Origin of the sequence: Flavihumibacter petaseus NBRC 106054, from assembly GCF_000974785.1 — a bacterium.
Lineage (GTDB): Bacteria > Bacteroidota > Bacteroidia > Chitinophagales > Chitinophagaceae > Flavihumibacter > Flavihumibacter petaseus.
In genome coordinates, this window is sequence record NZ_BBWV01000003.1 from 868,203 (window position 1) to 882,587 (window position 14,385).

At 52.2% G+C, this 14,385-nt stretch carries 12 protein-coding genes; 6 read left to right on the top strand and 6 right to left on the bottom strand.

What is annotated here, in order from left to right; all coding sequences use genetic code 11:
* The first annotated feature begins 3 nt into the window (after nucleotides 1-3).
* The 4 genes from FPE01S_RS18980 to FPE01S_RS18995 are packed head-to-tail and all read left to right on the top strand — an operon-like array spanning nucleotide 4 to nucleotide 3,057.
* A complete protein-coding gene (locus FPE01S_RS18980) occupies nucleotides 4-813 on the top strand; it encodes an alpha/beta fold hydrolase (protein WP_046370560.1) in 810 nt (269 codons plus the stop codon).
* A gap of 16 nt (nucleotides 814-829) precedes the next feature.
* Entirely contained in the window at nucleotides 830-1,564 is a 735-nt protein-coding gene (locus FPE01S_RS18985; protein WP_083990330.1) for a putative quinol monooxygenase, read from the top strand.
* Between the two features lie 6 nt (nucleotides 1,565-1,570).
* Nucleotides 1,571-2,386 (top strand): DJ-1/PfpI/YhbO family deglycase/protease, encoded by an 816-nt coding sequence (locus FPE01S_RS18990; RefSeq protein WP_052956014.1) that lies wholly within the window; start codon nucleotides 1,571-1,573, stop codon nucleotides 2,384-2,386.
* A 32-nt stretch (nucleotides 2,387-2,418) separates the two neighbouring features.
* Nucleotides 2,419-3,057 (top strand): NAD(P)H-binding protein, encoded by a 639-nt coding sequence (locus FPE01S_RS18995; RefSeq protein WP_046370562.1) that lies wholly within the window; start codon nucleotides 2,419-2,421, stop codon nucleotides 3,055-3,057.
* Here the strand turns inward: FPE01S_RS18995 and FPE01S_RS19000 are convergent.
* From FPE01S_RS19000 to FPE01S_RS19015, 4 genes are all read right to left on the bottom strand, one after another.
* Complete coding sequence (locus tag FPE01S_RS19000) at nucleotides 3,047-7,381, bottom strand: efflux RND transporter permease subunit (RefSeq protein WP_046370563.1); 4,335 nt, start codon at nucleotides 7,379-7,381, stop codon at nucleotides 3,047-3,049. The two genes, FPE01S_RS18995 and FPE01S_RS19000, sit on opposite strands and share 11 nt — an antisense overlap.
* Nucleotides 7,382-7,385: 4 nt before the next feature.
* Nucleotides 7,386-8,780 carry a TolC family protein gene (locus FPE01S_RS19005; RefSeq protein WP_046370564.1) on the bottom strand — a complete coding sequence of 465 codons (1,395 nt, stop codon included), beginning with the start codon at nucleotides 8,778-8,780 and terminating at the stop codon, nucleotides 7,386-7,388.
* A 152-nt stretch (nucleotides 8,781-8,932) separates the two neighbouring features.
* The gene (locus tag FPE01S_RS19010; RefSeq protein ID WP_046370565.1) at nucleotides 8,933-9,331 is read right to left on the bottom strand and encodes a hypothetical protein; all 399 of its coding nucleotides are present in this window, start codon (nucleotides 9,329-9,331) and stop codon (nucleotides 8,933-8,935) included.
* Nucleotides 9,332-9,425: 94 nt separating this feature from the next.
* On the bottom strand, nucleotides 9,426-10,181 hold the full coding sequence (locus tag FPE01S_RS19015) for a hypothetical protein (protein WP_046370566.1): 756 nt from the start codon (nucleotides 10,179-10,181) through the stop codon (nucleotides 9,426-9,428).
* Nucleotides 10,182-10,258: 77 nt separating this feature from the next.
* Between FPE01S_RS19015 and FPE01S_RS19020 the strand changes: the two genes are divergently transcribed.
* Together FPE01S_RS19020 and FPE01S_RS19025 are read left to right on the top strand one after the other, a co-directional pair.
* Nucleotides 10,259-10,885, top strand: coding sequence for a class I SAM-dependent methyltransferase (locus FPE01S_RS19020; RefSeq protein ID WP_046370567.1), 627 nt, complete (start codon nucleotides 10,259-10,261; stop codon nucleotides 10,883-10,885).
* A 33-nt stretch (nucleotides 10,886-10,918) separates the two neighbouring features.
* The gene (locus tag FPE01S_RS19025) at nucleotides 10,919-11,905 is read left to right on the top strand and encodes an aldo/keto reductase (RefSeq protein ID WP_046370568.1); all 987 of its coding nucleotides are present in this window, start codon (nucleotides 10,919-10,921) and stop codon (nucleotides 11,903-11,905) included.
* 160 nt (nucleotides 11,906-12,065) lie between these two features.
* Here the strand turns inward: FPE01S_RS19025 and FPE01S_RS25115 are convergent, their stop codons facing one another.
* Entirely contained in the window at nucleotides 12,066-13,658 is a 1,593-nt protein-coding gene (locus FPE01S_RS25115; protein WP_052956015.1) for a sensor histidine kinase, read from the bottom strand.
* A complete protein-coding gene (locus tag FPE01S_RS19035; RefSeq protein WP_046370569.1) occupies nucleotides 13,655-14,305 on the bottom strand; it encodes a DUF6436 domain-containing protein in 651 nt (216 codons plus the stop codon). Before FPE01S_RS19035 ends, FPE01S_RS25115 begins: the two co-directional genes overlap by 4 nt.
* Between the last annotated feature and the right edge of the window lie 80 nt (nucleotides 14,306-14,385).

Consider the following 14,385-nt stretch of genomic DNA (forward strand, 5'->3'; position numbering starts at 1 on the left):
AAAATGAAAAGAACTGTCACCCTTCTGCTGTCAGCAGCAGTAACCTTTGCCGCATTGTCGGCCTGTACTGATGATGAAGAAAAGCCGACTGTTGGCAATACTTATGTATTGGTGCATGGCGCCTGGCAGGCTCCCTATGTGTGGGATGCCGTTGCGGCAGACCTGACAGCTAAAGGCAACAAGGTGATCACCGTCGAACTGCCGGGCCACGGATCGGATTCCACGCCCGCCCATACCCTCAGTCTGGACGCGTACACCGCCAAAGTAACTGACGCCATTTCAGCCACCAGCGATACGGTGATACTAGTCGGCCACAGTATGGGCGGCATGGTGATCAGCAATACCGCAGAGAGACTTCCGTCCCGGATCAAAAAGCTCGTATATATCGGCGCATTTCTCCCGGAGAACGGGCAATCCCTGGCCGACCTGGCCTTTTCTGATCCGGCGTCACAACTGGGACCGAAACTGATAGAGGCACCTGATCACCTTACACTCGATGTAAAACAGGACAGCCTCACTTATCTCTTCATTAACGACGGTACTGAAGAAGGCAAAAAAAGCGTGCTGGATCATTATCGTGCGGAACCCGCTATTCCCTTTGGTAACAAGGTTGCCCTATCCGGCGAAAACTTCGGTTCGGTTAGCAAAGTCTACATTAAAACCCTGCAGGATATTGTGATCAGTCCCGCCCTGCAGGACCGCATGATTCAGAAAGCAGGAATTACAAAAGTGTATGAGGTGAACACCAGCCATTCACCTTTCCTGGCCCAGCCGCACGCAGTGTCTGATTTTCTGCTGAAGATCGGTGAATAACGCTAAAGATTAAACCATGTCAAAGCAACAGGTTATTCAACGCTCCGGAATATTCTTCCTGTCAGTTATCGGGATACTCATGCTTCATCAGCAGGCCATTGCACAGCAGGTTGCCAGGCTGACCCGGTACGAAGTGAAGCCAGCCAATGAATCAGCGTTTCGGGAAGCATTGCGGTCGTATGTGCTGCAGTCACTCAGCAGTGAAAACAACATCATGTCTGAAGCGTATCAGGAACAGGATACTGCGGGTGTCTTATGGCTCATCGAAAGGTGGAAGGATCAGGGGGCTTTAGATATTGCTGCCGCAGGTATTGCATTCAAAGCCATTCAGAATGTAGCAGGGAATGCCCTGGTGCAGCCGGCGAAGATCCTGTTCGTGCAGGACCTGGAACCGCTTACCAAAGAACAATGGCGCAGGCAGCCGGGTAAGGAAGACAAGCCAATGACCATTATGTTGTTTGTGGATGCAAAGACTGGCACAGAGAACCAGTTCAGGGAGACCTATCATAAGGCCATGCCGGAATTCCGCAGTGAAGCTGGTGTCATCAATTACCAGTTGTCGCAGCTGCAATCGGATAATACACAGTTTGTCACTTATGAGAAATTCAGGAACGAGGAGACGTTTCAGTATCATCTCCGGTTTCCCCCGATACAGCCCGTAATTGACTACCTGAATACCAGTATCAAAAAACAACCTTTCCAGGCCGGACTGCACCGGCTGATAGAATTTGCTCCTGAAAAACATAAATAAAACTCCATGAAAAAGATCAGTCATCTTATCCTGGCAGGAATCGTCTGCAGCCTTGCTGTATCAGATGCCCGAAGCCAGGTAACGATAAAAACCAAAGCAATGAACAGTTATGAACTTTCCGTAGTGAACCAGTTGGGTTCCCCGGCCGTGGTGGTGAATATGCCAGTGTCGCAGTTGTTGAATGCGCCGGGTAATGAAGCCCTTAGGGCCTTCTTTTTTACGCCTGTAAAAGATCCCACGGTATTAAAAGGAAAGAAAATCGCAGTGATCGCTGCCGATGGGTTTGAAGAGATCGAGCTGTTAGGGCCCGTCTGGTATTTTAAACAGCTGGGTGCTACTATTGATATCGTTGCGCCGAAATTCAATCCTGCACCCGAGCGGTATGGCCTGATGTATCCCGAAATGTCGAAGACGCACATTATGGCCATTCAATACCTGCAGCCGGTCGGATGGATAAAATTTGACCGGACGGCAGACCAGATCAAAGTAAGTGACTATGATGCAGTATTCATCCCGGGTGGCGCGTGGAATCCTGATAACCTGCGCTATGACAAAGATGTGATCCGGTTTATCCGTGATTTTAATCAATCCGGCAAACTGATCGCGGCGATATGTCATGCGCCGGTGGTACTGGCTTCGGCAGACATCCTGAAAGGGAGGAAGCTTACCGGTTACTGGAATATTCAGACAGATTTAAAAAATGCAGGTGGTATTGTTTCTGACGAACCTGTCGTAACCGATGGGAACCTTATTACCAGCAGGCATCCGATTGACGTTGCTGATTTTTCAAGAGCGGTGGAAGCCTGGCTGGTAAAGAAATAGTGACGAACGCATAGGCGTAAAAGCATAGGGGTATGAAAGCATTAATCATCGGTGCGACGGGGGCTACCGGCAGGGATCTGCTGCGTATGTTGTTGCAGGATGCAGCGTACGGGGAGGTGGTCATTTTTGTTCGCCGGGCAAGCGGTTTAACCCGGGCCGGGGTAACTGAGATCGTCACTGACTTTGATAATATCGAAGCTGTAGCTGAACAGATCCGGGGGGATGCCTGGTTTTCATGCCTGGGCACAACGCGTAAACTTGCCGGTTCCCGGGATAAACAATGGCAGGTGGACTATGAGATCCCGGCGAAGTTTGCTGAAGTAGCCAAACGTAACGGCGTACGTGCTGCTGTGCTGTTGTCTGCCTACGGAGCTTCTTCAACCAGTAATATTTTTTATTCACGGATGAAGGGCGCGCTGGAAGATAAAATTGAAAGCCTGGCTTTTGATCAATACATTATTTTCCGGCCGGGTTTACTACAGCGCCGCAACTCCGACCGTGCCGGTGAACGCATCAGCGCCGGCATCCTGAACTTTTTGAACAGCATCGGGTTGTTTAAAAAGTTCAGGCCGGTTCCAACGGAAGTGCTCGCTGCAAAAATGGCAAAAGCACCGCGGGCTTTGGGTGCCGGAAGGCATGTGGTGAGCCTGGACCGGATTGTTAGTTTGTAGCCGTTTCCGTTGTTTCCGGTGTCGGTTTTGTCAGCACCTGCTTTATTTCTTTCAGCGCACCAAATACTTCAGTGCTATCCCTGAAATTGATGCCTTCCAGCACGGGAATAAATTTCCGGTTATTGCTTTCATCCACAGCCACTACGTAGTTGCCGGTAGTGGCGTGCACCACGGCCGTGGCAGGCAGCACAAAGCTTTCCGAAGAAGACAGGAGGGGCATATTTACTTCGGCGAACATGCCTGGTTTCAGCACGCCGCCTTCGCTGGTCACATCCATTTCGATGGCTTCGGAACGCATGGTATTGGCTATGGCACCTGACCGCCGGCTGAGGCTGCAATGAAATTCCTTCCCCGGCATGGAAGTGACCGTAAACGTGACCATGCCATCGGCTTTCACCATGGCGGCAACCGCTTCCGGAACATGTACCACAAGGCGCAACTGCTGTTCCTGCTGCAGCACCAGCATCGGTTCACCGGCATTCTTCGCAGCCGGACCAACCAATGCGCCGGGGTGGATATTCCGCTGGGTGATCACGCCATCGAAAGGGGCGCGTACCACGAGGTAATCTTCGGAAACATTCAGCGCCGCCAGGCTGGATTGCTGCGCGGCAAAACCGGCGGAATCCGATTCCATTTTCGAACGGGCGCTCTGCAATTCGAAGGGTGATACTGCACCCGGCGTATTCGCTGCCTGCAGCAGGCGCTCATAACGATCTTTGCTGTTGAGCCAGATCTCCCGGGCTTTGGCTGCTTCCGCTTTGCCGGTGATCGCCTGCTGGTTGATCTCTTTTGCATCCAGGATCACCAGCACCTGGCCCTTCTTCACCAGGCTACCGCGATCCACCCGCACATCTTTCACGAAACCATTCACCTTCGGGTACAGGTCAACGTAAGCGAAGGGTTTCAGTTCTCCCGGCAGCTGCAGGGTGGTAGACGCGGGATGCTGCACCACTTTGCTGAGTGCAGCTGTCTTTTCTGCTGCCGCAGGCGCTGTTGCAGCGGTTGCGGTCATGTCGACGGGTTTGTTTTTTCCGGTACAACCGGTGATCAGCAATGCGCCGGTAACGGCAAGAATAATGACCGGGAGTTGGTTTACCAGGCGGGATGTCATATGCGATAGTTTAGGGAGTAATGAAGGGGTTTTGTAAGAAGCTTTCTGCTGGATCCAGGCAAAAGCCAGGGGCAGGATATACAGTGCTGCAAAAGTTGACGCAATGAGTCCGCCGATCACAGCCCGGCCAAGTGGTGCGGTCTGTTCACCGGCCTCGCCCATGCCCGAGGCCATGGGGATCATGCCGGCGATCATCGCAAGGCTCGTCATCAGGATCGGCCTCAGGCGTATACCCGCCGCCGTTATAGCTGCCTTTTTTGCATCACGGTATTCCAGCCGCAGGTTCTCTGCATTGGTAACAATCAGGATCGCGTTGGCAACCGATACACCGATGGACATGATCATGCCCATGTACGATTGCAGGTTCAGCGTTGAGCCTGTCAACAGTAACAAGGCCAGGGCGCCCAATACCACGGCAGGCACGGTGACCAGCACTGCAAACGCCAGCCGGAACGACTGGTAATTGGCAGCGAGCAGCAGGAAGATCACGACCACAGCGAACAGGAGCCCGGTCTGCAGGCTGTCCAGCGTTTCCGTCAGCAGGTTGCTCATTCCTTTCTGCGCGATCGTGATGCCTTTCGGGGGCTTGCCAAAACTGCCGATCGCGTCCTGCACCGCCCGGCTCGCCGTGCCGAGGTCTTGCTGATGGATATTGGCACTTATCGTTAAGAACCGCCTTGGCCCGCTCCGGTCATATTCGCCAGGTGCGGTGACGATCCTGAAATCGGCTACATCCGCCAGCACGGGCCGGTTCTTTCCCCTGATCAGCGGGATCTCTTTCATGGCATTCAGGTCATCCATCCGGTATTCTGGCACCTGCACCTGCACCTGGTACGTATAGGCGGATTTCTCATCGAGCCATTGTATTTTCTCCGTAAACCGGCTGCTGGAAGTACTTGCGGTTACCGATCGACCGATCTCCTGCACCGACAAGCCAAATTGTGCGGCCTTCAACCGGTCGACACTGACCTGGATGGTGGGAAATGCCAGCGGCTGCTGTATCTGCACATCACGCAGGTAGCCAATCCGTTTCAGTTTATCCACCAGGCTGTCGGCATAATTTCTTACCTGGTCAAAATCTTTCCCGGCAACCCTTACTTCAATCGGGGTAGCGGCGCCCTGGCTCATGATCTTATCGGTCAGGTCCACCGGCTCAAAACTGATCCGTGTACCGGGAAGTTTTGCCGAAATGTTTTTACGCAGAGCATCTTTCAGCTCATCTGCATTCACTTTGTAATGATCGTCCAGCAGTACCTGCAGCACCGCCTCATGTGTGCCACTGTTGAAAACATACAGATTACTCGTGCCATAACTGCTGGGGATGAGTCCCACGTAGGCAGAGCTCAATTCAACATGATGACTGACGGTCGTATCAATAATCGCGAGGATCTGTTTCAGTGTCGTTTCAGTTTTTTCGAGCCGCGTGCCGTCGGGTTCTTTGATGCGCACCTGGAATTGACCGCTGTTGGTGCGTGGCATCAGGTCTTGTCCGATCCATTCCATTCCCAGCGCCACCAGGCTAACGACCAGCGCGCCATACAACAGTACCACGAGCTTGTGTTGCTGCATCATCCTGCCCAGCAAACCTGTAAAGTGACTTTTAAAACGGCCGAAGAAGCCGCTTTCGTGGGCGCTGTGGCGCTCCTGGTGCGCCGCCGCTTTCACCTGTGCCAGTTCATCGCGGTCAAAAGTTTCAGAGGCATGTTCAGGTGTTTCACCGGCATGCAGGCGGAACCTGCTTTCCTGCAGCAGCCAGTTGGAGAGGATTGGAACAAGTGTCTGTGCAAGAAAAAAGGAAATGATCATGGCAAAGCCGATGGAGAGCGACAACGGCAGGAACATGGCCCTCGGCACACCATTCATGAGAAAGGCCGGTGCAAATACGGCAAGGATACAAAGTAAGATCAGCAGCAGCGGAAAGCTGATCTCCTGGCAGGCATCAAATACGGCACTGCGCATGGGCTTTCCCATTTCCAGGTGCTGGTGAATATTTTCAATCGTGACGGTTGCCTGGTCCACAAGAATACCAACTGCCAACGCGAGCCCGCTCAGGGTCATGATATTGATCGTTTGCCCTGCGAGGTGCAACAGCAGAACTGTACAAATAATAGAAACAGGTATAGTAATGATCACCACCACACTGCTCCGCCAGTCCCGCAGGAACAGCAGCACCATGAGCCCGGTCAGCAGTGCACCGAGCGCACCTTCCGTGATGAGGCTTTTCACGGCGTTGATCACGAAGACGGACTGGTCAAAGGCATAGCTTACCTGTACATCATCGGGAAGCAGCGACTGCATTTCGGGCAGCGTGGCCTTAAGTTGCTGCACCACGTCCCAGGTGGAGGCATCAGCTGTTTTCACAACAGGGATATAGACCGATCGTTTGCCATTGATCAGGGCATAGTCGACCGTGATATCCGAGGCATCGGAAACTTTGGCGATATCACTGATGAATACGGCGCTGCCATCCTGCGTACGGAGCGGGATGCGCGCGAATTCCTCCACTGTTTTCTCCAGCGTGTTGATGGTGGTCACATACATGGTGTTGCCCGAACGCAGGTTACCGGACGGCGACATTACGTTGGCTTTGGAGATCTTTTCGACGATCTCATCCGGAGAAATATTGTAGCTCCGCATTTTGTCGGGATCTACGTTGATGGTGATGGTTCTCGAGTTGGCACCAAAAGGTGGCGGCGCCGATAATCCGGGCACGGCGGCAAACATTGGCCGCACACGTGTTGCCGCGAGATCATAGATTTCTTTCAGCGATTTTGTGTCACTGGCAAACACGAGCTGCCCCACGGGAAGTGATGAGGCATCAAAGCGGATGACCTGTGGCGGCAGGGCACCGGGCGGAAAGAATTTCATCGCACGGTTCACCTGGAGCGCCACCTGTGCGGCGGCTTCAGCCATATCAGTGTTTTCATAAAAACTGAGCTTGAGTAGCGTGAGTCCCTGTATGCTTTTGCTTTCAATATTTTTCACACCATTCACGTACAGGAACTGGTCCTGCATGCGGGTGGCGAAGAAGCCTTCCATCTGTTGCGGCGACATCCCGCCATAGGACTCGATGACGTAGATGGTGGGCAGGTTCAGGGAGGGAAAGATATCGATGGGGATCTTTCTCAGTGCCAGGAGGGAAAAGAACAACAGGCTTCCGACGAGGACCACCACCGTAATGGGTCTTTTCAATGCTGCGGAAAGTAAGTTCATAAAATTATGGTTGAACCTGGTTCGTAAATAGGTTGATGTTGCCGGTAGCCGCTGCTTCGAGGAGCAATCCCCGCCAGACATTGTTCGTGGCGATGGTTTTATCTACATCAGCCCGGTTCAGTGCATAGAGCGTTTGAACGAGCTCGGTCAGTGTGGCGAGGCCAGCCTGGTAGCGTGCATTCGATTGCTGCCAGGCGTCGCTGGCGGATTGGTACTGAACAGGCGCCAGTTTTGTCTGTTCCCAGGCGAGCTGGTATTGCAGGCGGGCATCATCGAGCTGGGCATTGAGCGCCAGCTGTTGTTCGGTGCGCCGGGCGTTGGCCGCAGCGGCTACTGCCTGCGCAGCGTGCACTTCCTGTTTGTTTTTGGCGAGGGATAGAATATTCCATTTGATGGCGAGGGCGCCCATATAGTTGTAGGTCTGCCAGGGGATGCCGTCAGAGAGTTTGCTGCTGTAGGCATTGGTTTCGCGGTCGATACCGGAGCCGCGGGCCCAGCCCATGCCCAGCAGGTTCACTGAAGGCAATATGCTTTTTTTCACTGCCAGTTGTTTTTCGTTGGCCACCTTTACCTGTTGTGTTGCGTATTGCAGGAAGGGGTGTTGCGCAATGGCCAGCGAATCGGCTGCTGTTGTGGCGGGAAGCCGCCGGGAAAAGAAGGTCGTATCTGCGATGATGCTGTCGGCTGCAATGCCGGTGAGCCGTTGCAGGAAAATGCGTTGCTGCCGGGTGGCCTGGTTGCTTTGCAGCAGGGCAATCCGGGCTTTCGCAACTTCAGCATTGGCAAAGGAGGAATCTGCACCGGGTAAGAGTCCCGCTTTGGCCCGGCTTAATACATATTGCTGAAAAGTAGCGGCCCTGCTCAGGTTTTGCTGCTGCACCCACTGAAGGCGCTGAAGCAGGGCCAGGCGGAGATAGGCGTCGGCGGCGGTGATTTGCTGCCGGAAGATCTCTTTGCTGATATCATCTTTGGCGAGTTGTTCCTGGGAGCGGGCATAGTTTACCTCCTGTTGCAGGCGGCCGAAAGTAAAAATGCGCCAGTTGACCGACAGCGTGGTAAAGCTGCCGAACACGCCTTCATAGATATTTTCCGGGCGAACACCGCCCGACGTGGAGATCGTGGTGCCTTCATTGTTGTAGAAGGAACCGACCAGTCCGTTGTTGGTGGAATAGGTGAACTGCTGGCCGGCGGTCAGTTCCGGCAGGAAATTCTTTTCAGCAGCAGCTACATAGTAACTGCCTGCCTTTGCCATTTCCTGGCGGGCTTTGATAGAGGGGTAACCGGCTTCCACCTGTTGTAGTAAACGCTGAAGCGGCAACGCCGGCTGAGCGGGTGACTGCTGGGCGAAACCTTGGCTGCTGCCGGCGAGGCCGAGCCACAAGAATAGTCTTTTCATCATGAAACGGGGTTATGCGAACGGGGTTGGGGTATATTGTAATGGCTGATCATCTCCGGTGTGGAAATGGTGCAGCGGAAGTCCTGCCACTCCGGGCGGATGTTCAATGATTTAAGGTGTAATCCGGAAGGATTGCCAGTGTAAAGACCAACGTATCAGATGCGCAGCAGGCACAGGGCGTCGAAATGCCTGTGTTGGGGAAGGATCTCAAAGAGGCCGCGCGGTTGGATTACGGCTATCAGCGCCGGTATAATTGCCAGCCCAAGCAGGAGCAACAGCGGCGTATGAAAGACTGGGCGGAATAATTTGAAAAGGGTGGGAGAAGCAACTTTCCGGAAGTTCGTGTCATCGCAGGCACTCATGTGCAGGGCATGCTGGTGGGCGGCTTCATCTTTTTTCAGTACAGATTGCTGTGGAGCTGGTGCATGTGGTACGCGGAGCACCGCTGTGATCATACCCGGTAGTCCATTTCTGCCGTCGACAATAAAAGGCCTGATAACGAAGAAGGTTACCAGCGATAACAACAACAGCACAATGGTTATTTTGCCTTTCATCTCAATAGTCGCGGATGGGTCGGGGTGACGAAGCTAAGGATGGAAGGAAAATAAATCAAGAAAAAATAGTTAAATGCAAAATACCGCATGAAAATTATTCATGACGCCTATACTTTTCCTTATAATAATTCAACAGCATTAGGAAATCAATTCTATCGCAATTGATATTGGAAGTGGAAATGGCGATTTCCTGTTGCCGCTGACTATTGTCATAATATATCAGGAAAATATGATTTTTGATATACCGGCTATTCCATTGTAATCTCCAATCGAGTAGAGCAGTCCAGGGGATTCGTAACTGGTGATAAATCAGTCCTTCTTCTTCAAAGAAAATAACAGGAGATTCCATCCGGGATGACCAGGTAGTTTTTATCAGAAACGCCAGGAGGACTCCAAAAATTCCCAGGCAAATAACAAAAATAAGGCCAATACCGAGCAGAAACCCGGGTAGCACGAACGAGCTTGCCAGGATAACCGGAAGGAGGGACAGGTTGTTGGTATTGATGCTGGCCGGTAGATTATTTTCCAGGAGAAATAATTCTGTTGGATCGGTTAGCTGAAAATTATCGCCGGACTTTACCTTTCCGGGTCCCGTTGTTTTTTTTACGTCGATGTGCAACTGGCGCAAAACTGCAAGGACCAATGCCGGATCGGCACTTTTCCGGATGAAGCGTGGCGTGATTATATAACGGAGCAGCAAGGCCGACAACAATGATAGCGTCACCGGAATTACCAGCGTTAAATAATGCCAGCCTAAATTCCAGCCAGTAATTATAATGGAAGTAAGGAAAAGCAGGTGTGGTATCCCTTGGGCATATTCGATCAGCCTGATGGTTTTTTTTATTTTCACAGCGTTCGGATGGCTCCTAAATTACTGTAGCGGCAGTTTTGCTGCAACCTATTTGCAATAATTATTGTTAGGCTGAAATGGAACAACCTGAATTCTGGGAAGCTGCCTTCAGCGACAAGCAGGAAATGTGGGGCTTTGAGCCGGCAAAATCTGCAGTCATCGCGAAAGATCTTTTTGTAGAGAAAGGGGTACGCGATGTACTCATCCCCGGCATTGGTTACGGCAGGAATGCACAGATCTTCCGGAGCAATAATATGTCCGTCACCGGCATTGAAATTTCCCAGACCGCCATCGACCTTGCGCGCAAACATTACGGCGACAGCCTGACCATCTACCATGGATCAGTAACCGAAATGCCTTTTAATCACCGTCAATACGACGGGATCTTCTGTTATGCCCTGATTCACCTGTTCGATCAGTCCGAAAGGGAAAAACTGATCAGCGATTGCTGGCAACAACTGGCAACTCCCGGGTATATGGTATTCAGTGTGATCTCCAAAACTGCAAAGAACTATGGCAAGGGCAAGCTGATCAGCAAAGACCGCTACGAGATCTTTGAAGGTGCCAGGCTTTACTTCTACAACCGCGAGGCCATCGGAAAAGAGTTCCGCGCCTACGGTCTCTCCACTATCCAGGAGGTGGACGAACAATTTCCCTTCTACCTTATCATTTGCAAAAAGGAAGCACCTGCGGCGGACCACTAAACCCTTTCGCGTTCAGGTTGTTATTCCGTTCATATGGAAAAGAGAAAATTAGGTCAACAGGGACTTGAAGTAGCAGCCATCGGGTACGGCTGTATGGGCCTGAACTATGCCTACAACAGCAATATCGGCAAAGAGGCCGCCATCTCATTGGTAAGAAATGCTGCGGACCGCGGCGTCACACTATTCGACACTGCTGAAGTGTATGGTCCCTTCACCAATGAAGAGATCGTGGGAGAGGCGCTGGCGCCTATTCGCAATAAGGTGATCATTGCCACCAAGTTCGGATTCGATATCAGGGATGGACAGCAGGTAGGCGTCAACAGCCGTCCGGAGCATATCCGTGCAGTTGCCGAAGCTTCCCTGAAGCGACTGAAGATCGACACCATTGACTTGTTATACCAGCATCGCGTCGACCCTGACGTTCCCATCGAGGATGTTGCCGGTGCTGTAAAAGACCTGATACTGGAAGGGAAAGTAAAATACTTCGGACTATCGGAAGCAGGGGCACAGACGATCCGCCGCGCGCATACCATACAGCCGGTGAGTGTGCTGCAGAATGAATATTCGCTTTGGACCAGAACCCCAGAAAAAGAAATTATACCAACGCTGCAGGAACTGGGCATTGGGCTCGTAGCCTATAGCCCATTGGGGCGGGGGTTCCTGACCGGGAAACTCACCGCGCAGTCCGCTATTGCCGACGACGATTTCCGGAAGATGCTTCCGCGCTTCAGCCCGGAGGCCCTGGCCGCCAATCAATCGCTCATTGACCTCCTTAGTGCCGTAGCTGCTGAAAAGAAATCCACTCCTGCACAGGTCGCCCTGGCCTGGGTACTCGCACAAAAGCCCTGGATCGTTCCCATCCCAGGCACTACCAAACTCCACCGCCTTGAAGAAAACCTCGGCGCGGCGTCTGTCACGCTATCGGCTGCTGATCTCGTTAAGATTCAGTTCGCGCTGGAAAAGATTGAAGTGGTGGGTGAGCGGTATCCTGAGGCAATGGAAAAACGCACAGGACTATAGCCCACCGGTTTGATAGTTGTGGGTAGAAAGCGTTATCGCGAATAACTGGTTGGTAAACGTTTATTTTCACAGAATGCAGCCTGGTGGCTCGTTTCAGAGAATTTTATAAATTACCTCAATTCTGAAAAGGACACCCCCTCTTCTGCAGCAGCAACCGAAGTTAAACGGTCCGAAGACTACTGTTATTGAAACGCACGATCAGCTCACACCCTTCCCCCGGTGAGGAATTGATGATCACATTACCGTTGAAAAGATCCGTGCGACTGGTAATATTCTGCAGGCCAACGCCATCGCGGGCCTGTGTCACGTCGAAGCCGATACCATCGTCTTTGATCGTCAGCTGAAGGGTGCCATCTTCCTCACTCAGTTGAACGATGATCGTCTGCGCCTGCGCGTGTTTCAGGATATTGTTCACCTGTTCCTGCAGGATCCGGTAGAGGGTCAGTTTCAGTTTGTCGGGCAAAATGGATTCGTCGATGCCATCGAATTCCATTTCCACGTTAATCCTGCTCATCTGGTTCACATGATAGAGCATATCGCGGATTGTATCTTTCAGGCTGATGGCTTTTACCGGGTGTGGAACGAGTGATTTCGACAGATCGCGGATCTCATTGAGTGCGGAATTGATGAAGCCTTTGCTTTCTTTCAACCGCTCAATCCTGTTGTCGCCGTCTGCCAATGCGGAATCGATGTAAAGCATCGCAGTGGCGAGGGTAGGATTGATGTTGTCGTGCAGTTCCTGTCCCAGGAAAGCGCGTTCATTTTCCTGTGCGGTGATCACCGCAGCAGTGATCTGCTGCTGTTTCAGTTTTCTTTCCCCGGACAATTTCTTTTCGAGATCTACTTTTTCCGTGATGTCTTTACAGATGCCGTCTGCCCGCACCACGGTGCCGAACGGACTGAGGGTGGGAATCAGTTTCACCTCCACCCAGCGGACGCTGCGGTCACGGTGAATGATGCGGTAATGGAATTGCAGGCTGTTGCCCGATTGCAGCCGGGCTTCATTTTCCGCAACAATATAGCGGTCGTCGGGGTAGATGATTTTTTCCCAGTCGAAGTCGTCGTGCATGATTTCCGATGGCGTGTAGCCAAAAATGCGCTCGCTGGCGGCGGAGATCTTCAATACTTTCCTGATGACGGGATCGTAGGAAAACAGCGCCTCATCCACACGGTGGAAGATGGTTTCAATTTCGCTGGCCTGGGCAGCCTGCTGTTCAGCGGCCACTTTAAAGTTATATGCCCAGAGGCCGCAGAGAAAGAAAATAACGGTGGCCAGGAAACCATGGATCAGGAAGGTTTCCAGCGACATGTACCCGAGCTGTGTGAAATAGATTTTGTCGTACCCGATATACTGGAGGTAACCGAAGGCGGCATGGTGAATGATGACGACGAGTGCCAGGGGGATCTGCAGCTTCCAGTTGCGGTAAGTAATGAGGATGGCACTGCCGATAAAGGCGAGGAAGTGCATTTCGAAAAGTCCGTGCATCTGGTAGATGTATTGGGCCATAAAGACACCCATGATGGTGGAGAGCACGTATTGGTACACGTTGGAATGGGGCAGGAGCAGTTTGGCCGAATAGTAGGCAACCAGGCAAAGCGCGCCGACACCGGTGGCGATGACCCAGGTGTCGTAAGGGATGGCTAACAGCAAACCGCATCCGAAATAGCAGGCCAGGAAATAGTTGATCTGCCGGTCTGCCTTCCTGGTAAGCCGTTGGTTGAGTTCTTTCAGTTCATGTGTGATTGCGTTCATAGGGGATTGTGGGTTACCGGCAGTTCGCAGCCATAACTTTTGAAGGCGGCATCGCCGAATAAAGGCATGGGCTGGCGTGCCAGCAGGGCTTCGAGGGCTATCTGTGCGAAATTGGTTTTTGGATCAGTGCAGTAACGGGTCCTGTTGTAATTACCGCGGTAGAATAATTTTTTTTCGGCGTCAATGATAGCAGCCTGCGGTGTGGAATATACCCCGCAGGTTGCTGCGAGGGCACTGTCCGTTACGACAGGTACGGAAAGGTCAAACTTTGATTGAATCGCTTCAGGTGTCCAATTTTCTTTAGCCAGCGCCACCACAATGAAATTCACCTGGTCGCCATATTCCCGGATCAGTTCCTTTACCTGCGGCATATTGAACCGGGAGCAGGGACAGTCAGGGTTGAAGAAATGGAGGAAAACAGGTTTGCTGTTTGCTTTGCCCACCGAAGCTTCAGCGTAGGTGGGGGTTTGATCGTTTGGGGTTTGCGGTAAGAGCGCCTGATTACTAAGCTGGCTTCCCTGTGCAACGGCGTGATAATTGGCGGGGACGGGTGTGGGTAAGCGGTATTTCCATTCCTGCTGCCAGAATAACCTGCAAATGCCTCCGGCAATAAGGGTGAGCCAGCTGATCAGGATAATGGTGCGCATCCGGGTGTTTAAGGTTCAGGGCAACGAATAACGTTGTGACATGGAAGTTAATGAAAAGGATCAGAAAATGGTAACACGCA